The organism is Bradyrhizobium sp. ORS 375, assembly GCF_000239775.1.
Lineage (GTDB): Bacteria > Pseudomonadota > Alphaproteobacteria > Rhizobiales > Xanthobacteraceae > Bradyrhizobium.
Map to the genome: position 1 here is coordinate 17034 of NZ_CAFI01000014.1, position 24270 is coordinate 41303.

General features: G+C 66.9%; 23 protein-coding genes and 1 pseudogene. 10 read left to right on the plus strand and 14 right to left on the minus strand.

The genetic code is table 11. The features are described 5' to 3' along the window. Positions 1–202: 202 nt before the first annotated feature. Positions 203–364, minus strand: a complete 162-nt coding sequence (locus BRAO375_RS01415) for a hypothetical protein (RefSeq protein ID WP_009025659.1) — start codon at positions 362–364, stop codon at positions 203–205. 230 nt (positions 365–594) lie between these two features. Between BRAO375_RS01415 and BRAO375_RS01420 the strand changes: the two genes are divergently transcribed. Together BRAO375_RS01420 and BRAO375_RS37845 are read left to right on the plus strand one after the other, a co-directional pair. Beyond that, on the plus strand, positions 595–1503 hold the full coding sequence (locus tag BRAO375_RS01420; protein WP_009025660.1) for an NAD(P)/FAD-dependent oxidoreductase: 909 nt from the start codon (positions 595–597) through the stop codon (positions 1501–1503). An 86-nt stretch (positions 1504–1589) separates the two neighbouring features. Further along, positions 1590–1754, plus strand: a complete 165-nt coding sequence (locus BRAO375_RS37845) for a hypothetical protein (protein ID WP_009025661.1) — start codon at positions 1590–1592, stop codon at positions 1752–1754. A 6-nt stretch (positions 1755–1760) separates the two neighbouring features. Here BRAO375_RS37845 and BRAO375_RS01425 read toward each other — a convergent pair whose 3' ends face one another. The 6 genes from BRAO375_RS01425 to BRAO375_RS01450 are packed head-to-tail and all read right to left on the minus strand — an operon-like array spanning position 1761 to position 8013. Next, complete coding sequence (locus tag BRAO375_RS01425) at positions 1761–2603, minus strand: ABC transporter permease (protein ID WP_009025662.1); 843 nt, start codon at positions 2601–2603, stop codon at positions 1761–1763. Positions 2604–2614: 11 nt separating this feature from the next. Then, on the minus strand, positions 2615–3544 hold the full coding sequence (locus BRAO375_RS01430; RefSeq protein WP_009025663.1) for an ABC transporter permease: 930 nt from the start codon (positions 3542–3544) through the stop codon (positions 2615–2617). Beyond that, complete coding sequence (locus BRAO375_RS01435; protein ID WP_009025664.1) at positions 3544–4536, minus strand: ABC transporter ATP-binding protein; 993 nt, start codon at positions 4534–4536, stop codon at positions 3544–3546. The genes BRAO375_RS01430 and BRAO375_RS01435 overlap by 1 nt, the downstream gene beginning before the upstream one ends. Beyond that, positions 4533–5507, minus strand: a complete 975-nt coding sequence (locus tag BRAO375_RS01440; protein ID WP_009025665.1) for an ABC transporter ATP-binding protein — start codon at positions 5505–5507, stop codon at positions 4533–4535. The genes BRAO375_RS01435 and BRAO375_RS01440 overlap by 4 nt, the downstream gene beginning before the upstream one ends. Positions 5508–5511: 4 nt before the next feature. Then, positions 5512–7149, minus strand: coding sequence for an ABC transporter substrate-binding protein (locus BRAO375_RS01445; protein ID WP_009025666.1), 1638 nt, complete (start codon positions 7147–7149; stop codon positions 5512–5514). Between the two features lie 42 nt (positions 7150–7191). After that, on the minus strand, positions 7192–8013 hold the full coding sequence (locus BRAO375_RS01450; RefSeq protein WP_009025667.1) for a sugar phosphate isomerase/epimerase family protein: 822 nt from the start codon (positions 8011–8013) through the stop codon (positions 7192–7194). 210 nt (positions 8014–8223) lie between these two features. Here BRAO375_RS01450 and BRAO375_RS01455 point away from each other — a divergent pair, with 210 nt between their 5' ends. Next, positions 8224–9369: a hypothetical protein gene (locus BRAO375_RS01455; protein ID WP_009025668.1), complete on the plus strand. Its 1146-nt coding sequence runs from the start codon at positions 8224–8226 to the stop codon at positions 9367–9369. Positions 9370–9396: 27 nt separating this feature from the next. Here BRAO375_RS01455 and BRAO375_RS01460 read toward each other — a convergent pair whose 3' ends face one another. Both BRAO375_RS01460 and BRAO375_RS01465 read right to left on the minus strand, forming a co-directional pair. Continuing rightward, positions 9397–10041 (minus strand): Vgb family protein, encoded by a 645-nt coding sequence (locus tag BRAO375_RS01460; protein WP_009025669.1) that lies wholly within the window; start codon positions 10039–10041, stop codon positions 9397–9399. Between the two features lie 33 nt (positions 10042–10074). Next, on the minus strand, positions 10075–11295 hold the full coding sequence (locus BRAO375_RS01465; protein ID WP_009025670.1) for a hypothetical protein: 1221 nt from the start codon (positions 11293–11295) through the stop codon (positions 10075–10077). A gap of 87 nt (positions 11296–11382) precedes the next feature. Here BRAO375_RS01465 and BRAO375_RS01470 point away from each other — a divergent pair, with 87 nt between their 5' ends. Next, positions 11383–12144 carry a DUF899 domain-containing protein gene (locus BRAO375_RS01470; RefSeq protein ID WP_035638321.1) on the plus strand — a complete coding sequence of 254 codons (762 nt, stop codon included), beginning with the start codon at positions 11383–11385 and terminating at the stop codon, positions 12142–12144. 17 nt (positions 12145–12161) lie between these two features. Continuing rightward, a complete protein-coding gene (locus BRAO375_RS01475; RefSeq protein ID WP_009025672.1) occupies positions 12162–12446 on the plus strand; it encodes a hypothetical protein in 285 nt (94 codons plus the stop codon). A 296-nt stretch (positions 12447–12742) separates the two neighbouring features. Here BRAO375_RS01475 and BRAO375_RS01480 read toward each other — a convergent pair whose 3' ends face one another. From BRAO375_RS01480 to BRAO375_RS01500, 5 genes are all read right to left on the minus strand, one after another. Beyond that, entirely contained in the window at positions 12743–13528 is a 786-nt protein-coding gene (locus BRAO375_RS01480; protein ID WP_009025673.1) for an ABC transporter ATP-binding protein, read from the minus strand. Beyond that, positions 13525–14298: an ABC transporter permease gene (locus BRAO375_RS01485; RefSeq protein WP_085964428.1), complete on the minus strand. Its 774-nt coding sequence runs from the start codon at positions 14296–14298 to the stop codon at positions 13525–13527. Before BRAO375_RS01485 ends, BRAO375_RS01480 begins: the two co-directional genes overlap by 4 nt. 216 nt (positions 14299–14514) lie before the next feature. Beyond that, on the minus strand, positions 14515–15459 hold the full coding sequence (locus BRAO375_RS01490) for an ABC transporter substrate-binding protein (RefSeq protein ID WP_009025675.1): 945 nt from the start codon (positions 15457–15459) through the stop codon (positions 14515–14517). A gap of 113 nt (positions 15460–15572) precedes the next feature. Continuing rightward, positions 15573–16310 (minus strand): histidine utilization transcriptional repressor HutC, encoded by a 738-nt coding sequence (gene hutC / locus BRAO375_RS01495; protein ID WP_009025676.1) that lies wholly within the window; start codon positions 16308–16310, stop codon positions 15573–15575. Next, on the minus strand, positions 16307–17665 hold the full coding sequence (locus BRAO375_RS01500; RefSeq protein WP_009025677.1) for a formimidoylglutamate deiminase: 1359 nt from the start codon (positions 17663–17665) through the stop codon (positions 16307–16309). The genes hutC and BRAO375_RS01500 overlap by 4 nt, the downstream gene beginning before the upstream one ends. Before the next feature lie 88 nt (positions 17666–17753). Here BRAO375_RS01500 and hutI point away from each other — a divergent pair, with 88 nt between their 5' ends. The 5 genes and pseudogenes from hutI to bchD all read left to right on the plus strand — a co-directional run. Continuing rightward, entirely contained in the window at positions 17754–18968 is a 1215-nt protein-coding gene (hutI, locus tag BRAO375_RS01505) for an imidazolonepropionase (RefSeq protein WP_009025678.1), read from the plus strand. Beyond that, on the plus strand, positions 18965–20512 hold the full coding sequence (hutH, locus tag BRAO375_RS01510) for a histidine ammonia-lyase (RefSeq protein ID WP_009025679.1): 1548 nt from the start codon (positions 18965–18967) through the stop codon (positions 20510–20512). Before hutI ends, hutH begins: the two co-directional genes overlap by 4 nt. 9 nt (positions 20513–20521) lie before the next feature. Next, positions 20522–22192 (plus strand): urocanate hydratase, encoded by a 1671-nt coding sequence (hutU, locus tag BRAO375_RS01515; protein WP_009025680.1) that lies wholly within the window; start codon positions 20522–20524, stop codon positions 22190–22192. Between the two features lie 81 nt (positions 22193–22273). Further along, complete coding sequence (gene bchI / locus BRAO375_RS01520) at positions 22274–23320, plus strand: magnesium chelatase ATPase subunit I (RefSeq protein ID WP_009025681.1); 1047 nt, start codon at positions 22274–22276, stop codon at positions 23318–23320. Beyond that, positions 23317–24270: pseudogene (gene bchD / locus BRAO375_RS01525) on the plus strand (magnesium chelatase subunit D); the annotation flags it as partial. The gene bchI and the pseudogene bchD, both read left to right, overlap by 4 nt.

Below are 24270 nucleotides of genomic sequence, written 5' to 3' on the forward strand. Positions count from 1 at the left end.
CACGCTGCCCAATACAGCGCCCTCTCCCCTTGCGGGAGAGGGCAGCGCCGGCCCATCCACGTGCTCGCTTGGGTGAGGGGTATCTCTCAGCGAGCTTCGTTCGGAGAGAGATACCCCTCAACCAAGCGAGTCTGCTGCGCTGTCCTGCATGCCCTCTCCCGCACCTGCGGCGGTGGGTTCTTGGTTCGGCTCTTCTATCTAATCAGTTCGGCCACTCGATCGGCGTGAAGCGTAATTGCCGCCGCCGCATCTCGGCCTGCAGCTCCTGGGCATATTGCTTGGCCCGCTCGCCGATCAGCCGGTAGGGTCCCCCGATCCGGCTGTCCGCGGCCACTTGCTTGCGGACGCTTTCGTAATACGCCATCAAGCTCTCATCAGTCGAATTCACAAATCGCATCTACGCGCCCTCGCAACCAATCCCCCTTGCTGCCAAGTTTGCACGGCTTTTCCGCCGCGGCAGCGACATAAGTTAACGTTCTCTGCCGCAAATGGTTCCATTCGTGTTCCGATGTAGGGGGCGGTTGACGCAATTTGCAGGAGGAACCGTTCCGCCTCTCGACATTTGGTTCCGTCGATCCCCATGCGAGGACTGCGATGCGTACCGAAGTTCTGGTCATCGGCGGCGGGCCGGCCGGCCTGATGGCAGCGATCTATCTGGCGCGGTTCCGGCGCCGGGTGGCGATCGTCGACAGCGGTGCCTCGCGGGCTGCGCTGATTCCGCGAAGCCATAATCTGCCGGGATTTCCGAATGGTCTGCCCGGCAGCGAGCTGCTGGCGCGGATGCAGCGGCAGGTCGAGGAGCTGCGAGTTCCGATGATCCGCAGTGCGGTGACGGCGCTTGAAGCCGGTAACGGAGAGATCATCGCGTCGCGCGACGGCGAGCCGATCATGGCGAGACGGGTGATCCTGGCCACGGGGATCGTCGACAAGCAAACGCCGCTCGCCGACTGGGCGTTGGCGGTGCGTGACGGCGAGCTGCGCTACTGTCCCGTCTGCGACGGCTTCGAGGCGACCGGCCGCAAGATCGCGATCATCGGCCCTATCGGCCATGCGGCAGGCAAGGCCCTGTTCATGCGCGTCTATAGTTCCGACGTGACGTTGATCCCCATCGGGGACGAGCAGAACGACGGCAAGCGGCGGGAACTGGACGCAGCCGGCGTCCGAGTCACGCCGGCGCTGCAAGCGCTGCGGCGTGACAACGGCGCGCTCGCGGCCACGTTCGCGGACGGCAGCACCGAACGGTTCGAGATCGTCTATCCGGCGATGGGAGCCGACGTTCGTTCCGAGCTCGCCATCAAGCTCGGCGCGCGGCATACGTCTGACGGCTTTCTGAAGGTCGACGCCAAGCAGCGCTGCGGCGTCGAGGGGCTCTACGGAATCGGCGACGTCGTCACCGATCTGCATCAGATCGCGGTGGCGTTCGGCCATGCGGCGGTTGCCGCCTGCCACGCGCATCACTCGCTGCCGATGCGCTATGCGGAACCCTCCGCGTCGCGAATGTGATCACAACCTCAAAGCGCGTTATCCTGTGTTAGTGTCTCTGGCGTTGATCTGTCGGACCATGGCACATGGACAGGAAATCGGCATGTTTGGCGGCTGCGTCCAGCTGCCGCGAGGAAGCCGAGCGCGATCCGGCGCGCCGCCATTTGTGGCTGCAGGAAGCGTCGAAATGGGCGGCGCTGGCCGGTGAGCAGGCGGGCCATGCGCTGATCGTCTGCGAGCAGGGTGTCGCGCGCGAGGATACCCGGCACTGAGCCGCGCTATTGCAGCGTCGGGTCCAGCTTGTCGCGCAGCCAGTCGCCGATCACCGAAACGGCGAGCGTGGTCACCACGATCGTGATTGCCGGCGCCAGCATGATCCATGGGGCGCGCGTGAGATACTCGCGGCCATAGCCGACCATGTTGCCGAGGCTGGTCATCGGCGGCTGCACGCCAAGGCCGAGGAACGACAGGCCGGACTCCAGCAGGATCACCTCGGGGAACACCAGCGTCATCGACACGATCAGGGTCGAGGCGATGTTCGGCAGGATATGCTTCAGATAGACGCGCTGTGGCGTCGCGCCGAGCTGGCGCACGGCGGCGGCGTAGCCTTGCGCATTGGCCGAGATCGCGAGACCGCGCGCTATGCGCGCGTAGCGTTCCCATCCGAACAGGCCCATCAGGCCGATCAGCAGCGGCAGCGAGTTGCCGAAGAAGGCGAGCACCGCGAGCGCCAGGATCAGGAATGGCATGCTCGCCTGGAAGTCGGCGAGCATCAGCACGAACTGCTCGACGAGGCCGCGGAAATGCGCCGCGAGGAAGCCGAGCGTGGTGCCGACGATCGCCGAGATCGCGGTCGCGCCGAACGCGATCAGGAGCGAGATGCGGATCGAGACGATCAGCCGGGACAGCACGTCGCGGCCGAGCTCGTCGGTGCCAAGCCAATGCGCGGGGTTGCCCGGCAGCGACAGCCGATTGCGCAGATCGAACTTGGTGAAGCCGTAAGGCGCGATCTGATCGGCGAAGGTGGCGAGGATCAGCATCGCGGCGATCCAGCCGATCGCGATGACGACGGAGACGGGAATGTTCGGCCAGCGCAGTCGCCGGGTGGCCGGGGCCTTCATCGCAATGTCGCTCATGCCTCGGCTCCCTTGCTGCGCAGCCGCGGATCGAGCAGCCCGTAGAGGAAATCGACGATCAGGTTCGACGTCACCATCGTGATGGCGACGAGCAGCAGGATGCATTGCACGACCGCGAGGTCACGATTGGCGACGGCGACCACGAGCAGCCGGCCGACGCCCGGCCAGGAGAACACGCTCTCCACCACGACGGCGCCGGCGATGAGGCTGCCGACCATGAAGCCGAGGATGGTTACGGTGGGGATCGCCGCATTCGGCAGCGCGTGATCGGTGATGACGCGCCGCCACGGCACGCCCTTGGCCGATGCCGTGCGGATATAGGGCTGGCCAAGAATTTCCAGCATCGCGCTGCGGGTGAAGCGGGCGAGCACGGCGGCGCCGCCGAAACCGAGCGTCACGATCGGCAGGATGGCATGACGCCACGAGTCCTGGCCGCCCGATGGCAGCCAGCCGAGCTGCACGGCGAAGATCAGCACGAGAAGCAATGCCAGCACGAAGCTCGGCACGGTGAAGCCGGCGACCGCCGTGATCATCACGCCGCGGTCGATGGCCGATCCCCGATGCAGCGCGGCGTAGATGCCGGCGGGGATGCCGAGCAGCACCTTGACCAGGAACGCCGGAATGGTGAGCGCAAGCGTCGCCGGGATGCGCTCCAGCACGAGCTGGATCGCCGGGCGCCCGTCGCGCATCGAGCGTCCCAACTCACCCTGGCCGATCGCCTTGAAGTAGTCGAGATACTGCACCCAGATCGGATGATCGAGGCCCCAGGCCTTGCGGAACGCGGCGATCACCTCCGGCGGCGCTTCCGGCCCCATGATCATCAAGGCGGGATCGCCTGAGAGCCGCAGCACGATGAAGGCGAAGGTGACGACGAGCGCGATGGTCAGCAGCGCGCGCGACAGGCGGATGGCGAAGTAGCGCAGCATCACGCGGCGTCCTGGGTCTGCGATTGCGGGCCGGCGACGAGATGGCAGGCGACCTGTCGCGTCTCATCCAGCGGGGTGAGCGCTGGCACCTCGACGGCACAGCGCGCCATCGCATGGCGGCAGCGCGGATGGAACGCGCAGCCGGAGGGACGCGCGGCGGGATTGGGGGGATCGCCGGTGAGCACGATACGGCCGGTGCTGCGACGCCCCGGGGCCGGCGAGGCTGACACGAGCGCCTGTGTGTAGGGATGCTGCGGCCGTGCGAACAGATCGTCGGCGTCGCCGGACTCCACGATGCGGCCGAGATACATCACCGCGACCTTGCTGCTGATCTGCCTGATCACGCGCAGATCATGGCTGATGAACAGCATGGTCAGGCCGAGCCGCGCCTGCAGATCGATCAGCAGGTTGACCACCTGCGCCTGGATCGAGACGTCGAGCGCGCTGACCGGCTCGTCGCAGACGAGGAAGTCGGGCCTGGTCGCCAGCGCGCGCGCCAGCACGATGCGCTGACGCTGGCCGCCGGACAGCGCGCCGGGATAGCGTGCGCCATGGCTGTCGTTGAGGTCGACCGCGTGCAGCAGCTCGTGCACGCGCGCCTCGCGCTCGGCCGCGGTGCCGATGTTATGGATGTCGAGCGGTTCGCGGATCTGCTCGGCAACTGAGAGACGGCGATCGAGCGCGCCGAGGGGATCCTGGAAGATCATCTGCATGCGCGCGCGCTGGGCGCGCCACGCCGCTGAACCTGGTGCAGCGATCGGCGCGCCGTCGAAGCGGACCGTGCCCGCGTCCGGCGGCTCCAGCCCAAGCACCATGCGCCCAGTCGTCGATTTTCCGGAGCCGGACTCGCCGACGATGCCGAGCGTCTCACCTTTGGCAATGGAGAAGCTCAGGCCGTCGACGGCGTGGACAGCGGCGGGGCGCCCGAACAGGCCGGACCGCATCCGGTAGGTGCGCGAGATTGCCGTGACCTCGACGAGCGGCGTGGTCATTCGGCGGCGAGCTCCACCGGCAGCCGCTGCGGTTGCAGGCAGGCGACCGCGCGGTCCTGGTCCAACGGCGCGAGCGGCGGCACGCCGGCATGGCAGTGATCACCGGCGAACGTGCAGCGCGGCGCAAAGGCGCAGCCGCGCGGCAGCGCGCGCGGATCGGGAACGGTGCCCGGAATGGCCCGCAGCCGCCGGCGTGCGCCGTCGAGCGGCGGCAGCGCGCCGATCAGGCCTTGCGCATAGGGGTGCCAAGGATCGTCGAACAGGCGCGTCGCGGGCGCGCGCTCGATGATGCGGCCGGCATACATCACACAGACACGGTCGCAGTTCTCGGCCACGACGCCGAGGTCGTGGCTGATCAGCACCATCGCCATGTTGAACTCGCGTCGCACGGCCGACAGCAGATCGAGGATCTGCGCCTGGATGGTGGCGTCGAGCGCGGTGGTCGGCTCATCGGCGATCAGGAGATCAGGCTGGCCCGCGAGCGCCATCGCAATCATGATGCGCTGGACCTGGCCGCCGGAGAATTCGTGCGGGTAGGCCGACAGCCGCCTGGTGGCATCGGGAATGCCGACGAGATCGAGCAGCCGGAGCGCCTCGGTTCGCGCGGCTTCGCCACGCAGGCCACGATGCAGCGCGAGGCTTTCGCACAGCTGGCGCCGGATCGTGAGCACCGGATTGAGCGCGCTGGCGGGATCCTGGAAGATCATCGCGATGCGCCGGCCACGCACCTGGTCGAGCAATTTGCCATCGGCGGCGATCAACTCGTGCCCTTCAAGTTTGGCTGAGCCGGAAACCTTCGCCTTCGCAGGCAACAGGCCGAGCGCCGCGAGCCAGGTCACCGACTTGCCGGATCCGGACTCGCCGACGAGGCCCAAGGCCTCGCCCTTGTCGATGTCGAGATCGATGCCATGCAGCACATGTGTGCCGTCGAAGGCGACCCTGAGGCCGGAGATGCTGACCAGCGGCGCCACGGCCTTACGCTCCGTAGTTGCCGCTGCGGAAGTCCATCGCGAAAGCCGGCGAGGCCTTCCACTTGATCGACTTCGGCTTGGCGGTGAAGGTCGCGTTCTGGTGCAGCACCGTATAGGCCGGGTCCTCGCGCTCTGCGATCTCCAGCATGCGGCGGAACGCCTTCTTGCGGGCGTCGCGGTCGGTCGAAGTCTCCAGGAACTCCGACAGCTTGTTCAGCTCGGCATTGGTCCATTCGCCGATCTGCTGCTGCTGACCGTTCGGTCCGTGTTGCGCGACCAGCGAGGAGACCGGATCGTTGAAGGCAGCCGAGTTGGACCAGTCGCGCACCGCGCGGGTCGGGGCACGCTCCATGATCTGCGACCAGTTCTCCTTGGTCTCGATCTGCACGTTGAGGCCGACCGCCTGCCACATCTCGACCAGCACCTGCGCGGTCGCGACCTGGTTGGTGTAGTAGTTGTTGAGCAGGCGATAGGGAATCGGATCGCCCTTGTAGCCGGCCTGCTTCAAGAGATCCTGCGCCAGCTTCGGATCGTAGGCGGGAACGCTCCAGTCGGCGATGAACATGTCGCCATAGAACTCCCACTGCAGGCCCTTCGGCACGCGGGTGCGGCCGGCCCACAGGCTGTCGACGATCGCCTGGCGGTCGATCGCATGGGTGAAGGCGCGGCGCACCAGGGGATTGGCGAGCTGCGGATGGTTCTTGTCGAACACGGTGAGGCGGTGATTGAGGATGGTGCCGCCCTGCACCTCGAACGCCGCGTTCTTCTCGATTCCGGTGATCTGGTCGGGCGGGATGTCGCAGGCGAACTGATATTCGCCGGACAACAGACCGTTGATACGGCTGGCCACCTCCGGCACCTCGACGAAGCGGATGCGCTTCAGCGGCGGACGGCCGCCCCAATATTCGTCATGCGCTTCGAGCGTCAGCGACACGTCGGGCTTGAACTCGACGATCTTGTAGGGGCCGGTCGTGATCGGCTTGCGCGCCCAGTCGAGATAGCTCGCCGCCTCCTCCCAGCCGCGCCGGCTCATGATGTCGGAGCCGTAGCGCATCAGGCGCCCTTCGATGGTGACGTCCGGCGTCGCATTGACGAAGCGCACGGTGTATTTGTCGATCGCCTCGACGCGCACGAGATCCGGCCAGATGCGCCGGGCGACGCCGATCACGTCCGGCGGCAGCTCCTTGCCGGGGCGCGGCGTCGGAATCTTTTCGAACGCCTTGATGGTGCTGCGGCTCTTGGCCTCGCTGTCGCCGAACATGCGCTCGCGGCTGAACGAGAACACGACGTCCTCCGACGTCATCTCGTCGCCATTGTGGAACTTGACGCCCTGGCGCAGCTTCAATTCGACGGTCTGGTCGTCGATGCGCTTCCACTCGGTGGCGAGGCCCGGGACGGCCTCGAGATTGCCGCGGAAGTTCTTCGAGATCAGGCTTTCCCACAGCGACGAGTAGAACACGCGCTCGCCGACATTGGACTGCTCGCGCAGCACGTCGAGCACGTTCGAGTTCGTCACCTTCTGCACGGCGATGGTGACGGAGGGACGGTTGTCGGCTTGCGCGAGTCCGACGCGCGGCAGGATGAAGCTGCCGCCGATCGCGGCGCCGGCGCCGAGCAGGCCGCGGCGAGTGAGCTTGGTCATGGCAATCTCTCTGGGTGCGAGGTCGTCAGGAAAGATCGTTGCTTATTGAGCAAGGCCGAGCGAGGCGAGATGCGCCGCCCCGGCCTTGACGTGGTCGTGGTTGCGCAACTCGAGGATCAGGCGCGGATTGGAATTGAGCTTGGCCAGCGCGCGGAACACGGCGATCCAGCGGATGTTGCCTTCGCCGGGCGCCCAGTGGCGATCGGCATAGCCGTCGGTGTCCTGCAGATGGACATGCGTCAGCATGTCGCCGGCGGCGTCGACGTAATAGTCGACCGGCGGCGCGCCGGTGGAATGATGCGCGTAGTTGGCGTGGCCGGTATCGAGCGAGACGCGCACCTTGCTGCTGCCCAGCGCCGTGGCAAGGCCGACGCGATCCAGCGGGTTCTTGTCCTCGATGTTCTCGATCACGAGCTCGCAATTGGCCTGCTCGGCGGAGGCGATGACATCGGACAGCGTCGCGCGCACGCGCTCGATCAGCGCCTCGCGATTGTCGGGCAGCATGTCGATGTTGTTGTAGTCCCAGGTCGTATAGGGCGAGTGGATCACCATCTGCGTGGCGCCGAGAAACTCCGCGACCTCCAGGCCCTGCAGCAGCCGTTTGGTGACCGCGCGGCGGATCATGGGATCGTGGCTGGCGATGGTGAAGCCCCAGAACGGGCCGTGGATGCCGAGCCGGCCGGTATGGCCCGACAGCATCGACTTGATTTCCTTGGCGGTGCCGCGCCAGTCGCTGTCGAGCAGATCGGCGCGGAAGAAATCCTGGATCTCGAGATCACGCTGGCGCTCCAGCAGCCAGTCGGTGTGAGCCGGGAGCGATTTCACGGAGAGGGCGGCGCCCAGGACGGGCAGCGTGGCGGACATTTGACGAGAACCCCTGCTTGAGACCTCGTGAGCGCTAACGGAGTTCGATGACGTCTCCATGAAGGGGCTGTGGACGGCTGCCGCGACATCTTGTGTGGTTTCATCTCCAGCGGTTCGCAGCTGTCTATCCCTTGAGTAGACGATGCTCCTCTTCATCTACTTGACGTAGCCGCGGGAATTGCAACAATGCGGCAAAAGAGGGGGCGTGACATGGCGGTACGGCGGGCGATCCTTGCAACGATGGCGGCGCTGACGCTGTCGGCGTTGAGCGCGTCGTTGCTGACGGTGCCGGCGCTGGCGAAGGGACCTTACGGCACGATCTCCGTCGCCGGCTGGTCGGGCGGCGCCTACACCGACGACAACACCGGCAGGTTCTCGAGCTGTATCGCTTCCGCAAGCTACAAGAGCGGCATCAGTTTCGGCGTGCTCGCGCTGCCGACCTACAATTGGGCGCTCGCCTTCATCCATCCCGGCTGGTCGCTCGCGCAGGGCCAGAAATTTCCCATCGTGCTGAGCTTCGACGGCCGCAACTCGTACAACGTCGAGGGCTCGGTCTGGTCGGCCAACATGGTCGTCGTGCCGATGCCGAACGACTCGACGCTCATCAAATCCTTTCGGGCCGCACGCACGATGTCGGCCTTTGCGCAAGGCAACCTGTTTCAGTTCGATCTGAACGGCACGTCGGTGCTGCTGCCGTCACTCGCCAATTGCGTGCGCATGATCAATGCCGGCGGAATGGCGGCTGCGACGAACTTCACGGTGCAACCCGGCGCCGCCTCGGCGCAGCGTCCGGCCGCCGCGCCCGCCGCGCCTCCGCCGGCCGCGACAGCGAGCGTGCAGCCGGCGCGTGCTTCGGACGATTCGCCCGAGCTGCAGCTCGAAGCCATGCAGATCGCCTCGAACTTTATTCTCAAGGCGGCGCTGTCGCATCCGGCGATTCTCGGCGGCGGCGAGCGGCCGGTGTGGCTGACCGCGGGCGGAGTCGCCTGGAAGGCCGACAACGCCACCGGCTTCGTGCGCATCGTGCCGCCACAGCGCAATGTCGACGGGCTCGAGGTTGCCGCGACGATCATCGGAAACGATGCTCGCGACTGCAAGGGCAAGTTCATCTCGGCGCGCAACAGCGAGCTGGTCGACAGCGCCGTCGTGTTCCGTGGCATGTCGTCCTGCGAGGACAGCGAGAAGTCCGACATTGCCGAGTACTTCATCTTCCCGCGCAAGGCCGGCGGCTTCGTCCTGTTCTCGGTCGTCACGCCGACCAAGCCGGTCGGCAGCGGCGGTGGCCAGCAGCTGCAGACACGCGAGGAGGCCAACGCCAATTTCCGCAAGGCCGCGTTCACGTCGATCGCGAAGTAGCCGCGGGCAACGGCTCGCTCTCGCGCCTTACCCGCGTGCCCGCTTCGGCCGCCTGACCGCGCGCACCTTGCCGCTGCCACCGCCACCGCAATACAGCGTCTCGGCGCCATCCGACTCCATTCCGGACACGCCGGTGCCGGCGGGCATGTCGAGCTGATCGAGCACCTCGCCGTTGGCGGGATCGATCCGCCTGATGTCGCTGACGTCGTCCTCCCAGGTGCCGTGCCAGAGCTCGCCATCGACCCAGGTCACGCCGGTGACGAAACGCGTGCAGGGGATGCTGCGCAGGATCTGTCCGGTCGCGGGATCGATCTGGTGGATCTTGCGATCGCGGTAGGCGCCGACCCAGAGCGAGCCTTCCGCCCAGGCAAGCCCGGAATCGCCGCCGCCGGACGGCGCGGGAATGGTGGCGAGCACACGTCCGCTGTCGGGATCGACCTTGTGAATGCGATCCTCCGCGATCTGATAAAGATGGCGGCCATCGAAGGCGGTGCCGGCATGAGACGGAACCTCCAGCGACTTCCGCACCGACCCGTCGGCAGGATCGAACGCCTTGATGCTGCCGCCGGTCGCGATCCAGACCTGCTCCCCGTCATAGCTGACGCCATTGACGCGCTCGGCGTCGTCGAAGGGGCCATATTCGCGAATGATCTCTGCTGCTGCGCGTGCCATGTTCGCCATTCATCCAGTTGCGATGCTGTGAGGCTAATCGAGGGATGACCAGGCCGGGAGTAACAAGCTGGTCGCGAATTCCGGCACGACCGGACAGGTCCAGCGTTGCGCACGGCCTCTCCCGAACGACTGCACCTTGCCGGTCAAGGCCAGGGCGTCGAGTGCACGCTGCACGGTGCGCTGGCTTTCGCCGAGCGCCAGCGCCAGGCCCGAGCTCGACCACGCCTCGCCGTCGGCGAGGCAGGCGAGAACCGGCGCGTTCTCGTCCTCGACCGGTGGCGCCAGCACCACGACGTGCTGGTTCCTGCATGGCCGGAGCTCAAAGCCGTCTTTCGTCGCATGCACGTCGGCGAGGCCTTGCAGCAGTCTGCGAACGCGTCCGATCTCGACGCGCAGGCGGGCACGGTGCGACTCGTCGGCCTGCTTGCCGCGGAATGCGTGCGCGATCAGGTCTGCGCGCCGGGCATCGCCGGGAGCCGTCTCGGCCAGTCGTCGCGCCAGGGCAAACAGCACCGGCCGCCGCGCCAGCGGCACGGTCCGATGGCTTTGGCGGACCGACAGGCTGCAGGCATCGATGATCAGGGCGTCCGATCGGAACAGCGCCTCGACCTGGTCGAGCTGCAGCAGCCGGTCCGCGGCTCCCTCGATCAGGCGTGCGGCCGGGGCGGACAGGGTCGTCGTCAAGCGTTCGACCTCCGCATGCAACTCGGGACTACGTGCCTGCCGCGCCGTGCGGGCGGCGCGCTCCAGCGCGGCCCGCGCCGCCTTGGTCTGCAGTCGGCGCAGCGCCAGGCCAGCGACGATCAGCTCGTAGATCGTGCGTGCCGCAGGCTGAAGGGGCGAGGGATCGAGCTCGGCCAGTGCGCGCTCAGCATCATCGAGATGTCCGACGAGGACCATGCGTCGGATCTCGAGGCTGCGCGCATAGGCGGCATTGGTGCGGTCGCCGTGCTGCTCCAGGACCTCGCGCGCCTCGGCCAGCGCTTTTGTCGGCCATGACAGATCACGCGCGGCCAGCGCGATCTCCGCTTCGGCTACGGCACAGCGGGCGCGCGCCAGCGCCGCCTTGGGACCAAAGCTTCGCGCCGCCTGCCGCAGCAGCGCTTTCGCCCTGATGACATCGCCGAGCCGGGCCATCGCGATGCCGCGCAGCGCCAGCGCCGGCGGATCGTCGCGCAGCGCGACCCGGTTCAGCGCTCCGAGCGGATCACCCGCGGCCAGCGCGTGCGCCGCTGCCGAGATCAGCGAGTCCATGCAAATCCCGTCACACTTGTCACTCCCGGTCCCTCCCGGGGCGATCCTAGTCTCAGATGCGGTCAACACGCAAAAGGGATGACAGACATGACCATGCATCTGACTGGAACTCGGGAAGACTGGCTCAAGGCGCGGCTCGATCTGCTGCAGGCCGAGAAGGACTTCACCCGCCGTGGCGACGAACTGGCGCGACAGCGCCAGGAGCTGCCCTGGGTGCGCGTCGACAAGAGCTATCGCTTCGATACGGAGGACGGGCCCGCGACGCTGCCCGATCTGTTCAAGGGCCGCTCGCAGCTGCTCGTCTATCACTTCATGTTCGGGCCCGACTTCCAGGCCGGCTGCCCGTCCTGCTCGATGATCGCCGACGGCTTCAACGGCTTCCAGGTCCATCTCGCCAATCACGACGTGATGCTGTGGGCGGTGTCGCGCGCGCCGCTGGCGAAGCTGAAGGCCTACAAGAACCGCATGGGCTGGAGCTTTCCGTGGGCGTCGTCGGCCAGCAGCGACTTCAACTTCGACTTCAACGTCGCGATCACCGAGGAGCAGCAGCGCCAGGGCGGCACCGAGTACAACTATCGCACCAGCCCGCCGATGGGGGCCTCCGATGTGCCGCCGATGGTGTCCGAGATCGCCGCCACGGCCGGCACCGACGGCGCGACCTTCATGCGCGATCGTCCCGGCATGAGTGCGTTCATCGTCGAGGATGGCGTCGTCTATCACACCTATTCGAGCTACGCCCGTGGCCTCGATGGACTCTGGGGGGCGTATCAGTGGCTCGATCGTGCGCCAAAGGGCCGCAACGAGCAGGGCGTATGGTGGCGCCGCCGCGACGAATACGCGGCGCGCTGAGGGCAGGGAGTGAAGCCATGGCGTTCCTCCCGTCCAAGCGGCGCAAGATGCCGGACCTCGCCGACGCCCTGCGCCTCGCGGCGACGCCGACGTTCGCGCTGATGGCGGCGCTGAACGCCATGGCGCGTGATGGCCGCGCAGACATGGTCTGCTCGGCCATGCCGGCGGGGGCACCACTCGGCAGCATGACCGTGATGTATCTGCTGATGAGCGTATTTCATCTGGTGCCGTGGCTGAGGCGGATGCGGCGGGGTGTTACGAGCTTTCGGTCAACTGTGGGGCAATTGCCACGTGGTAATTAGTTGTCGGGCAGCCTTCCGCGCGGAGAGAGACCCCTCACCCGATCGAGTTCGCGGAGGAGCCGGCGATGCCCTCTCCCGCAAGGGGCGAGGGCACTGTATCGCGCAGTCGTGCTGCAGCAACATCAGTGCAGCCGATGATTTGAGGCAGCGCGGTGCTCATGATTGCGCCCTCTTCCCTTGCGGGAAAGGGCATGTAGGACAGATCGGCAAGCCCGGTTGGGTGAGGGGTATGTCTCAGCGCGCTTCGCTGTTGAGAGCGCGTTCCGCTAGACCAACGCGGGTCCGACGGCGCGAACTCACGCCTCCGCCGCAACCTTCAACGCCTCCGCGCGAATCTCCTCCACCAGCCGCTCCTTCAGCGCGACGAACTCCGGCGAGGTCTTGATCTTGTAGGAGCGGGGATGCGGCAGGTCGATCTTGATGTCGGCCTTGATGCGGCCGGGGCGGGCGCTCATCACCAGCACGCGGCTGCCAAGGAAGATCGCCTCCTCGATGTCATGGGTGACGAACAGCACGGTCTTCTGGTCGCGCTCCCAGATGCCGAGCAGCATCTCCTGCATCAGCACGCGGGTCTGGTTGTCGAGCGCGCCGAACGGCTCGTCGAGCAGCAGGATTTTTGGATCATTGGCGAGCGCGCGCGCGATCGCGCAGCGCTGCTGCATGCCGCCGGAGAGCTGCTTGGGCCAGTGATTCTCGAATCCCTTGAGGCCGATCTGCTGGATGAAGCGGTCGGCGACCGCATTGCGCTTGTCCTCCGGCACGCCGCGCTCGCGCAGGCCGAAGGCGATGTTCTCGCGCACGGTGAGCCAGGGAAACAGCGTGTAGGACTGGAACACCATGCCGCGGTCGGCGCCGGGGCCTTTGACCTCGCGCCCGTCAAGCAGCACCTTACCGCTGGTCGGATGGTCGAGCCCGGCGACGATGCGCAGCAGGGTGGACTTGCCGCAGCCCGACGGGCCGAGGATGGTGACGAAGTCGTTGTTGCCGATGGTGAGCTCGACCGGCTCCAGCGCGCGCGTCGGCGCGTGGCCCTGGCGGGCCGGGAAGGTGCGGGTGACCTGATCGATGACGAGCGTGGTCATGCGAGCTTCCACGGGAACAGCCAGGCATTGAATGCCTTGAACAGGAAGTCGGAGATCAGCCCGATCAGGCCGATGACGATGATGCCGAAGATGATCTGCCCGGTGTTGAGCAGCGCCTGGCTGTCGGTGATCATGTGGCCGATGCCGGAGGACGAGCCGATCAGTTCGGCGACAATGACGTAGGTCCACGCCCAGCCGAGCACCAGCCGCAAGACCTCGGCAATATCAGGCGCAGCCGACGGCAGCAGCACGCGGGCGATAATGCCGCGATCGCCGGCGCCGAGCGTGTAGGCGGCCTCGACGAGATCGCGTCGGGTGTTGCCGACGGTCACGGTGATCATCAGGATGATCTGGAACACCGAGCCGATGAAGATGATCAGCAGCTTCTGCAACTCGCCGATGCCGGCCCACAGGATCAGCAAGGGGATGAACGCGGAGGCGGGCAGATAGCGCGCGAACGAGACGAACGGCTCGAGGAACGCTTCGACCGGCTTGTAGGCGCCCATCAGGAGGCCGAGCGGCACGGCGATCGCAGCCGCGAGAACGAAGCCGCCGACCACGCGCCAGACCGTCATGCCGATATCATAGAGGAAGCCGAACTTGACCAGCAGGTCCCAGCCCTCGCGCAGCATGGTCAGTGGATCGGCAAGGAACGTCTTCGACACATAGCCGCCGAACGTCGCCAGCGACCACGCGGCAACGAACAGGACGAAGAAGGCGAGGCCGAGCGCTGTTCGCCAGCGGGCGCTGACGGGGTCGAGGGGACGGATCACGGATAGAGGCTTTCGTTTCGATGCGGCTCGCGAGATAGCGCGGACCACTGATAGCGACAGGAGCTTTGGAGTACGATGTTTGATGTTCGGCAGGACGCATCAGCGTCGTCATTGCGAGGAGCGAAGCGACGAAGCAATCCAGAGTCTCACGTCTAGCCCTGGATTGCTTCGCTTCGCTCGCAATGACGACTCTACCGAGAGTGAGCCTCGCGCCTACTTGATGAAGCTCGCATCGTACAGATCCTCGACATTCGGGATCTGCTTGATGATGCCGACTTCGAGCAGCAGCTCGGCCGCGTCCTTGTTGAAGGTCTTGAACTCGGTCTCGAAGAACTTCTGGCTCGCGGCCTTGTCCTGCCAGCGCAGATACTTGGCCGAGTTGCCGAACTGCTCGCCGCTCTGCTTCACGTCGGCGCCCATGATCTCATAAGCCTTGGCCTGATCCTTGGCGATCATGTCGAGCGCCTCGTAGTAGCTGTCGGCGAGCGCCTTGGCGGCCTTCGGGTTCTCGGTGAGGAATTTCGGCGTGCAGCCGAACGTGTCCATCACCATCGGATAGTCCAGCGTCGTTGCGATGATCTTGCCCTTGTCCGGCGCAGCACGCACCGTTGACAGATACGGCTCGTAGGTCATTGCCGCATCGTTCTGGCCGGCGACGAAAGCCTGCGCTGCCGGGCCAGGCTCCATGTTGACGACGGTGACGTCCTTCACCGTCAGCCCGTTCTTCTTCAGCATCCAGGCCAGCCCGAAATAGGGCGAGGTGCCCGGCGCGGACGCCGCGACTGTCTTGCCCTTCAGGTCCTTGATCGAGGCGATGTCGTTGCGCACGGCCATGCCGTCGGCGCCGTAGCTCTTGTCGAGCTGGAAGATCTGCTTGGTGGCAACGCCGTTGGCGTTCCAGGAAATCCAGGTTTCGACCGTGGTCGCCGCGCACTGCACGTCGCCGGCGGCGATCGCGAGGTGACGGTCCTTCTGCGGGATCTTCTTGATGGTGACGTCGAGGCCGTTCTTCTTGAAGATGCCGGCTTCCTTCGCCAGCGTCAGCGGCGCGAAGCCGGTCCAGCCGGAGATGCCGATGCCGACCTTGACGTCGTCGGCGAAGGCGGTCGTCGAAGCCAGCAGCGTGGCCGTCAAGGCAAGCAGTCCAAGTTTGCGCATCGTCATCATCCTTTGCTGTTGAAACGAGGTGTCGGAGCGGCCCGCGAGGACCGCGGATTGTCCGGCGTGTTCGTCGCCGCTCTTGCAAATCTCGTGCTCAGATGGCGCGTCTGTCATTCGCTGCCCCTGAACCGCGCCACCAGGCGGTGCTGCTCGCCGGGATAGACCAGCCTGACGGCCGTGAGCGGTTGGCCCTGGCGCCAGGTATGTCGCTCGATCACGAGGCAGGGTGCGCCAACGGCGATGTCGAGACCTTCTGCAATCGCTTCGTCGGCGACGATGGCGCTGATCGCATGCTCGGCCTCGGTCCACGGCACGTGATGCAGCAGCCATGAGCCGGGCGGGTCGATCTTGAAATTCGCCTTCGCGGCATCGGGAACGGCATCGAGATCGATCAAGCGGTCTTCGAGCGCGAAGGGAACATTGTCGGCGCTGTGCCTGCAACGGATCGCAGCTACCTTGCATGGCTTTTTCACACCGAGACGTTCGCGATCGGCCGCATTCGCGGCGCGCCGCGCCGTCGAGATCAGCTCATAGCCATAGGCGCGGCCGAGCGCGCCGATCTCCGCGCGGATGTCGGGGATCTTCAGCACGGCTGAGAGAAACTGCGGCCGGCGCACGAAGGTGCCGGCGCGGCGGCGCCGCTCGATCAGGTCGGCCTGGGCGAGCTCCGACAGCGCCTTGTTGACGGTCATGCGCGAGCAGCCGTAGCGCGCCATGATCTCGTGCTCGAACGGGATGCGGTGGCCGGGCGGCCACTCGCCGGTCAGGATGCGGCGCTCGATGTCCTGCCGGATCGTCTTGTAGAGCGTGCCGGCGCCCGGCTTGGCGCTGTCATCCGCGAGGCTCATGCGAGCAGCCTCCGCACGGCCGTGTTGAAGCCGCGCCGTGCCGCCTCGCGTGACCGATGATGGCCACCTTGGACGACCTTGGCGCCGCCGGCCCAGACGCAATCGATGGCCTCGTGCGACGTCGCGAAGATCCAGCCGTCGAGCAGCGCATCTTGCGTCCGCCCCGCGAGTGACGGATGCGACAGATCCAGCGTAACGACATCGGCCCGGCCGCCGACCTGAAGCCCAGCGCTGGATTGCGCCAGTGCCTGCGCGCCGCCAGCGAGAGCGGCATCGAACAGTGTGCGGCCCGCCGACGCATGCGGACCAGACGTCAGCACGTTGCGCTCGCGATGCGTCAGCCGCTGGCCGTATTCGAGCTGGCGCAACTCATCACTCACGCCGACCAGCACGTTCGAGTCGGTGCCGATGCCGATCCGTCCGCCGGCGCGCAGATAGTCGCGCGCCGGGAAGATGCCGTCGCCGAGGCTCGCTTCGGTGACGGGGCAGAGGCCGGCCGTCGCGCCGCTCCGCGCGAGCGCCGCTGTTTCCTCCGCTGTCATGTGCGTCGCGTGGATAAGGCACCAGCGATCATTGAGGTCGTGATGATCGAGCAGCCATTGCACTGGACGCTGGCTCGACCAGGCAAGGCAGTCATCGACCTCCTTGACCTGCTCGGCAGCGTGGATGTGAACCGGGCCACCATCAGCGAGCGGCAGCAGCGCGCCCAGCTCATCCGGCGCGACGGCGCGCAGGCTGTGCGGCGCGATGCCGAGATTGGCGCCGGGAAGCGAACTGATCGCCTTGCGCGACGCCGTCAGCAGCTTGCCGAACTGATCGACGTCGCAGATGAAGCGCCGCTGGCCGTCATGCGGCGCCGCGCCGCCGAAGCCGCCATGCGCGTAGAAGCTCGGCAGCAGGGTCAGGCCGATGCCGGATGTCTGCGCCGCACCGGCGATGCGCACCGCCATCTCGGCAATATCGGCGTAAGGCCTGCCGTCGCGATCGTGGTGCAGATAATGGAATTCGCCGACTCGCGTGAAGCCACGCTCGAGCATCTCGACATAGAGCAGCGTCGCGACCGCCTCGACATCCTCGGGGCGCATCGACAGCGCAAAGCGGTACATCGTCTCGCGCCAGGTCCAGAAGGTGTCAGTCGCGTGGCCGCTGACCTCGGCGAGCCCGGCCATGCCGCGCTGAAACGCGTGGCTGTGCAGGCTGGCGATGCCGGGGATCGCGACCTCATGCTGCTCGTCGTCGAATGTCGGGGGCACGCCTGCGGAGATCGAACTGATCACGCCATTGCTGATGACGACCCGCACGTCCTCGGCCCAACCATTGGGCAGAAGCGCGGATGCGAAGTGCAGTGACGCCATGATTGACAAGCCCGCTGGACAGGACGGCAGAAGCGAGTTTATGTATAGACATATCACCCGTCAAGCTTCCGTGAAGGTGGGAGGCAGCATGGCCCAGCGTTTCGACCGGATCTGGCACAATGCGCGGCTCGCAACCTTGCGTGAGGGGCAGCCGGGCCTCGGAGTGGTCGAGCAGGGCGTCGTGGCTGCGCGCGATGGCCGCATTGCCTTCGCAGGTCCGCAATCGGAATTCCCTGCCGATGCGGACGCGCCCGAACGCATCGATTGCGAGGGACGCTGGATCACGCCGGGTCTGGTCGATTGCCACACCCATCTGGTGTACGGCGGCGATCGCGCCCACGAGTTCGAACTGCGGCTGGCAGGCGCGAGCTACGAGGAGATTGCGCGCGCCGGCGGCGGCATTGTCTCCACTGTCGCAGCAACACGTGCGGCCAGCGAAGAGGCGCTGATTTCCAGCGCTCTAGCGCGGCTGGACGCGCTGATCGCCGAAGGCGTCACCACCATCGAGATCAAGTCCGGCTACGGCCTGGAGGCGGCAACCGAGCTGCGACAATTGTCCGCAGCCCGCGCGCTCGGCAGTCGGCGGCCGGTCAGTGTCCACACCAGCTTTCTCGGCGCCCACGCGTTGCCGCCGGAAGCCGGTGGCGACAAGGATCGCTACATCGATCTGGTCTGCAACGAGATGCTGCCTGCGGTCGCGACATCAGGTCTTGCTGATGCGGTCGATGCGTTCATGGAGACCATCGCTTTCTCCGCGGCGCAGACCTCGCGCGTGTTCGCGGCGGCCAAGGCCCTTGGCCTGCGGGTCAAGCTGCATGCTGACCAGCTCTCCAACCTCGGCGGGGCGGCGCTCGCAGCCGGGTTCGGCGCGCTTTCGGCCGATCATCTCGAGCACACCGACGACGCCGGCGCCGCCGCGATGGCGAAGGCCGGCACCGTCGCCGTGCTGCTACCCGGAGCGTTCTACTTCATCCGCGAGACGCAGAAGCCGCCCGTCGAGCTGTTTCGCAAACATGGCTTGAAGCTCGCGCTGGCGACCGACTGCAATCCCGGCTCGTCGCCGCTGACGTCGTTGCTTTTGACCATGAACATGGCGGCGACATTGTTCCGCATGACGGTGGATGAATGCATCGCCGGTGTCACGCGCGAAGGCGCCCGCGCGCTGGGCTTGTTAGCTGAGACCGGCACGCTCGATGCCGGCAAGTGGTGCGATCTCGCGATCTGGGACATCGACCGTCCGGCAGAGCTGGTCTATCGCATGGGCTTCAATCCGCTGCATCAGCGCGTCTGGAGGGGCCAATGAGCACGATCATTGTCGAGCCGGGCCGTGTCAGTCTCGCTGATCTCGCGACCGTCTACTCCGGCGCAGCGCTCGCGCTTGATTCAGCGTATTGGCCGCGCGTCGAAGCCGCGGCGGCGATCGTCGCCAAGGCGGCGCAGGGCGCCGAGCCGGTCTATGGCATCAACACCGGCTTCGGCAAACTCGCCTCGAAACGCATTCCGCCCGACCAGACCGCGCAGCTGCAGCGCAATCTGATTCTCTCGCATTGCTGCGGTGTGGGACCCGCGACGCCCGAGCCGGTCGTCCGCCTGATGATGGCGCTGAAGATCATCTCGCTCGGCCGCGGCGCCTCGGGCGTGCGGCGTGAAATCATCGAGCAGCTGCAGGCGATGCTGGCGCACGGCGTGTTGCCGTTCGTGCCTCAGCAGGGATCCGTCGGCGCATCGGGCGATCTGGCCCCGCTCGCGCATATGACCGCGGTCATGATCGGCGAGGGCCAGGCGTTCGTCGACGGCCGGCTGGTGCCGGGCCGCGAAGTGCTAGCGCGCGCCGGTCTCAGCCCGGTCACCCTCGGGCCAAAGGAAGGACTGGCGCTGATCAACGGCACGCAGTTCTCGACGGCCTACGCGCTCGCCGGCCTGTTGCGCGCGCATGGCCTGCTCAACGCTGCCTTGGTGACAGGCGCGCTGTCGGTCGACGCGGCGATGGCCTCGACCGCGCCATTCCGGCCCGAGATCCAGGCGCTGCGCGGTCACCCCGGACAGATCGAAGCCGGCCGTGTGCTCACCGATCTGCTCGACGGCAGCGCCATCCGGCTGTCGCATCTCGAGGGCGACGAGCGCGTGCAGGATCCGTATTGCCTGCGCTGCCAGCCGCAGGTCGCCGGCGCCGCGCTCGATCTGCTGAGCCAGGCCGCGCGCACGCTGGTCGCTGAAGCCAATGCCGTCACCGACAATCCGCTGGTGCTGGTCGAGACCGGTGAGATCATCTCCGGCGGCAATTTCCACGCCGAGCCGGTGGCGTTCGCGGCCGACCAGATCGCGCTGGCGCTGTCCGAGCTCGGCGCGATCAGCGAGCGGCGCATCGCGACGCTGGTCGATCCCGCGCTCAATTTCGGCCTGCCGCCGTTCCTCACGCCGGAGCCGGGCCTGAACTCCGGATTCATGATCGCCGAGGTGACGGCGGCGGCGTTGTTCGCCGAGAACAAGCAGCGCGCGCTGCCGTGCTCGATCGATTCCACGCCGACCAGCGCCAATCAGGAAGACCACGTCTCGATGGCCGCGCACGCGGCGCGGCGGCTGCACGACATGGCGGACAACCTCGCCCACATCATCGGCATTGAGCTGCTGGTCGCTGCCCAGGGCATCGAGCTGCGCGTGCCGCACGGCACCAGCGCCGCGCTCTCCGCCGTGATCGGCGCGCTGCGCAAGCATGTGCCGGCGCTGGAGAACGACCGCTACATGGCCAACGATCTCGCCAAGGCCGCCGCGCTCGTCGCGGCCGGGGCGTTGGCCCGCGCCGCCGCCGATTCACTCGGACGCGATCCGTTTCCTAGGCTTGGATGAGAGGGACCCATGAACCGACGTCTCGACAATGAACGGGTGATCCGCGCCCCCCGTGGCAGCGACATCAGCGCCAAGAGCTGGCTCACCGAAGCCCCGTTGCGCATGTTGATGAACAATCTCGACCCGGACGTTGCCGAGAAGCCGAGCGAGCTGATCGTCTATGGCGGCATTGGCCGCGCCGCGCGCGACTGGGACAGTTTTGATCGCATCGTCGCGTCTCTGCGCAAGCTCGAAGCGGATCAGACGCTGGTGGTGCAGTCCGGCAAGCCTGTCGGCATCTTCCGCACGCACCGAGACGCGCCGCGCGTGCTGATCGCCAACTCCAACATCGTGCCGCATTGGGCGACGCTCGATCATTTCAATGCGCTCGATAAAATGGGTCTGATGATGTACGGCCAGATGACGGCCGGCTCCTGGATCTACATCGGCAGCCAGGGCATCGTGCAGGGCACCTACGAGACCTTCGTCGAGGTCGGCCGCCGCCACTACAATGGCGATCTCGCCGGCAGGTGGATTCTCACCGCGGGTCTCGGCGGCATGGGCGGCGCGCAGCCGCTCGCCGCGACCATGGCCGGCGCCTCGATGCTCGCCGTCGAATGCCAGCCGAGCCGCATCGAGATGCGGCTGCGCACCGGCTATCTCGATCGCCAGGCGGCGACGCTGGACGAGGCGCTGGCGCTGACGGAAGAGGCCGCCAAAACCAGGAAGGCTGTGTCGGTCGGCCTGCTCGGCAACGCCGCCGAAATATTCCCCGAGCTCGTCCGCCGCGGCGTGCGGCCTGACATCGTCACCGATCAGACCAGCGCGCATGATCCGATCAACGGCTATCTGCCGAAGGGCTGGACGCTCGCCGAGTGGGAGGCGAAGCGCGCGTCCGATCCCAAGGCTGTCGAACAGGCGTCCAAAACCTCCATGGTCGGCCACGTCCAGGCGATGCTGGACTTCCATGCCATGGGCATCCCGACGCTCGACTACGGCAACAACATCCGCCAGATGGCCAAGGACATGGGCCTCGCCAACGCGTTCGATTTCCCCGGCTTCGTGCCGGCCTATATCCGTCCGCTGTTCTGCCGCGGCATCGGCCCGTTCCGCTGGGCGGCGCTGTCGGGCGATCCTGAGGATATCTACAAGACTGACGCCAAGGTGAAGGAGCTGCTGCCCGACAACAAGCATCTTCACAATTGGCTCGACATGGCCAGGCAGCGCATCAAGTTCCAGGGCCTGCCGGCGCGGATCTGCTGGGTCGGGCTCGGCGACCGCCATCGGCTCGGGCTCGCCTTCAACGACATGGTTGCGCGCGGCGAGCTGAAGGCGCCGATCGTGATCGGCCGCGATCATCTCGATTCCGGCTCGGTGGCGAGCCCGAACCGCGAGACCGAGGCGATGAAGGACGGCTCCGACGCGGTGTCGGACTGGCCGCTGCTGAATGCGTTGCTCAACTGCGCCAGCGGCGCGACCTGGGTGTCGCTGCATCATGGCGGCGGCGTCGGCATCGGCTATTCGCAGCATGCCGGCATGGTGATCGTCGCCGACGGCACGGCAGATGCGGCTCGGCGTCTGGAGCGCGTGCTGTGGAACGATCCCGCGACCGGCGTGATGCGCCATGCGGATGCCGGCTACGACGACGCCATCGCCTGCGCCGAGGCCAATGGGCTCGATCTGCCGAGTCTCGCCCGTTAACCGTTGACGGGTTGAAGAGCGGCCCCTGATTGTGGTCTCATGCCGCCAACGCGGCCGAGACGCCGCGAGCAGGGGACGCTCATGGGAATAGCCTTTCCGTTCTCGGCCATCGTCGGCCAGGACGAGATGAAGCTGGCGCTGATGATCGCCGCCGTCGATCCCAAGGTCGGCGGCGTGCTCGCCTTCGGCGACCGCGGCGCCGGCAAGTCCACGGCGGTGCGCGCGCTGGCCGCGCTGCTGCCACCGATGAGCGCCGTGGTCGGCTGTCCCTATCAATGCGACCCGGCCGATGCCGCCGGGCAATGCGCCGAATGCCGCGCGCGCTCCAAGCCGGGCGGCAAGGGCAAGAAGCCGGCCGCGTTGAAGGCGCATGAGGTGCCGGTCCCGGTGATCGACCTGCCGCTCGGCGCCACCGAGGATCGTGTCGTCGGCGCCCTGGATCTCGAACGCGCGCTGGCGCATGGCGAGAAGTCGTTCGAGCCCGGGCTGCTGGCGCGCGCCAACCGCGGTTTTCTCTACATCGACGAGGTCAACCTGCTGGAGGATCATCTCGTCGATCTCCTGCTCGACGTCGCCGCATCCGGCGAGAACGTGGTCGAGCGCGACGGCCTCAGCATCCGCCATCCCGCGCGCCTTGTGCTGGTCGGCACCGGCAATCCGGAGGAGGGCGAGTTGCGGCCGCAGCTGCTCGATCGGTTCGGCCTCTCGGTCGAGGTCAAGACGCCCGGTGACCTGCCGACGCGGATCGAGGTGATCAAGCGGCGCGACTCGTTCGAAACGGATTCCGCCGCCTTCGTCGCGCATTGGGAGAAGGAGGAGGCGAAGCAGCGCAAACGCATCCTCGCGGCGCGCGAGCACATCGGCTCGGTCAAGGTCGCCGATCGCGAGCTGGAGCGGGCGGCGCGGCTGTGCATGGGGCTCGGCACCGATGGCTTGCGTGGCGAACTCACCCTGATGCGCGCGGCGCGGGCGGCTGCGGCGCTCGACGGCGCCAAGGCGGTCGATGACGGCCATCTCAAGACGGTCGCGCCGATGGCGCTGCGGCACCGTCTCCGGCGCAATCCGCTCGACGATTCCGGCTCCTCTGTGAGGGTCGAGCGCGCGATCAACGAGCTGTTCGCGTCGTGAGCGACGGCGCCGCGATCTGGGCCGATGCTGTCATCGCGGCCGCGCTCGCCGCGATCGATCCACATGCGGCGTCGGTGCTGCTGCGGGCGGGCGCGGGCCCGGTGCGCGAGCAATGGCTCGATCTGCTGCGTGAGCTGACGCCGGATGCTACGACGATACGCAAGCTGCCGCCGGCGATCTCCGACGATCGCCTGCTCGGCGGGCTCGATCTCGCCGCCACCTTGCAGGCGGGACGTCCGGTGATGCAGCGCGGGCTGCTCGCCGAGGCCGATGGCGGCGTGCTGATCGCGGTCATGGCCGAGCGCATGGCCCCATCGGCGATGGCCCATCTCACCGCTGCGCTCGATACAGGCGTGATCAGCATCGAGCGCGACGGGATGTCGCTGCGCGCGTCGGCCCGGTTCGGCCTGATCGCGCTCGATGAGGGCATCGGTGACGAGCGGGTATCGCCCGCACTCGCCGATCGCTTGGCCTGTCATCTCGATCTCGGCACCGTCGCGCGCGCCGATCTCGGCGAGAGCCTGTTCACATCGTCGGACATCGCAGCAGCGCGCGCGCTGCTGCCGCAGGTCTGTCTGTCCGAGGACGCGATCGCCGCGCTGACGACGACGGCCGTGGTGCTCGGCATCGACTCGCTGCGCGCGCCGTTGCTGGCCTGTCCTGTGGCCCGCATCGCCGCGGCTCTCGACGGTGAGACCGATGTTGCCGAGCCGCACATTGCCTGCGCCGCGCGGCTGGTGCTGGCGCCGCGCGCCACCCGGCTGCCGGCGACCGAGGACGACGCTGAGAGCAACGAGGCGCCGGAGCCGCAGAACGATCAGGCCGACAGCGCGGAGGACGATCGCAGCAACGATGGTCCGCTCGAGGATCGCGTGCTCGACGCAGCGCAGGCCGCCATTCCCGCCGATCTGTTGAAGCGCCTGCAGGACGAGCGCGCGATGCGGGCGCGG

Excerpts from the sequence above, each read along its gene's own strand:
- hutC (WP_009025676.1), bottom strand. The coding sequence starts at position 16,310 with ATGAGCCTCGCGGATGACAGCGCCAAGCCGGGCGCCGGCACGCTCTAC.
- BRAO375_RS01450 (WP_009025667.1), bottom strand. The coding sequence starts at position 8,013 with ATGTCCGCCACGCTGCCCGTCCTGGGCGCCGCCCTCTCCGTGAAATCG.
- BRAO375_RS01500 (WP_009025677.1), bottom strand. The coding sequence starts at position 17,665 with ATGGCGTCACTGCACTTCGCATCCGCGCTTCTGCCCAATGGTTGGGCC.
- BRAO375_RS01455 (WP_009025668.1), top strand. The coding sequence starts at position 8,224 with ATGGCGGTACGGCGGGCGATCCTTGCAACGATGGCGGCGCTGACGCTG.
- BRAO375_RS01415 (WP_009025659.1), bottom strand. The coding sequence starts at position 364 with ATGGCGTATTACGAAAGCGTCCGCAAGCAAGTGGCCGCGGACAGCCGG.
- BRAO375_RS01460 (WP_009025669.1), bottom strand. The coding sequence starts at position 10,041 with ATGGCACGCGCAGCAGCAGAGATCATTCGCGAATATGGCCCCTTCGAC.
- BRAO375_RS01465 (WP_009025670.1), bottom strand. The coding sequence starts at position 11,295 with ATGGACTCGCTGATCTCGGCAGCGGCGCACGCGCTGGCCGCGGGTGAT.
- BRAO375_RS01425 (WP_009025662.1), bottom strand. The coding sequence starts at position 2,603 with ATGAAGGCCCCGGCCACCCGGCGACTGCGCTGGCCGAACATTCCCGTC.
- BRAO375_RS01470 (WP_035638321.1), top strand. The coding sequence starts at position 11,383 with ATGACCATGCATCTGACTGGAACTCGGGAAGACTGGCTCAAGGCGCGG.
- hutU (WP_009025680.1), top strand. The coding sequence starts at position 20,522 with ATGAACCGACGTCTCGACAATGAACGGGTGATCCGCGCCCCCCGTGGC.
- hutI (WP_009025678.1), top strand. The coding sequence starts at position 17,754 with ATGGCCCAGCGTTTCGACCGGATCTGGCACAATGCGCGGCTCGCAACC.
- BRAO375_RS01430 (WP_009025663.1), bottom strand. The coding sequence starts at position 3,544 with ATGCTGCGCTACTTCGCCATCCGCCTGTCGCGCGCGCTGCTGACCATC.
- BRAO375_RS01420 (WP_009025660.1), top strand. The coding sequence starts at position 595 with ATGCGTACCGAAGTTCTGGTCATCGGCGGCGGGCCGGCCGGCCTGATG.
- BRAO375_RS01475 (WP_009025672.1), top strand. The coding sequence starts at position 12,162 with ATGGCGTTCCTCCCGTCCAAGCGGCGCAAGATGCCGGACCTCGCCGAC.
- BRAO375_RS01490 (WP_009025675.1), bottom strand. The coding sequence starts at position 15,459 with ATGCGCAAACTTGGACTGCTTGCCTTGACGGCCACGCTGCTGGCTTCG.
- BRAO375_RS01480 (WP_009025673.1), bottom strand. The coding sequence starts at position 13,528 with ATGACCACGCTCGTCATCGATCAGGTCACCCGCACCTTCCCGGCCCGC.
- BRAO375_RS01435 (WP_009025664.1), bottom strand. The coding sequence starts at position 4,536 with ATGACCACGCCGCTCGTCGAGGTCACGGCAATCTCGCGCACCTACCGG.
- bchI (WP_009025681.1), top strand. The coding sequence starts at position 22,274 with ATGGGAATAGCCTTTCCGTTCTCGGCCATCGTCGGCCAGGACGAGATG.
- BRAO375_RS01445 (WP_009025666.1), bottom strand. The coding sequence starts at position 7,149 with ATGACCAAGCTCACTCGCCGCGGCCTGCTCGGCGCCGGCGCCGCGATC.
- hutH (WP_009025679.1), top strand. The coding sequence starts at position 18,965 with ATGAGCACGATCATTGTCGAGCCGGGCCGTGTCAGTCTCGCTGATCTC.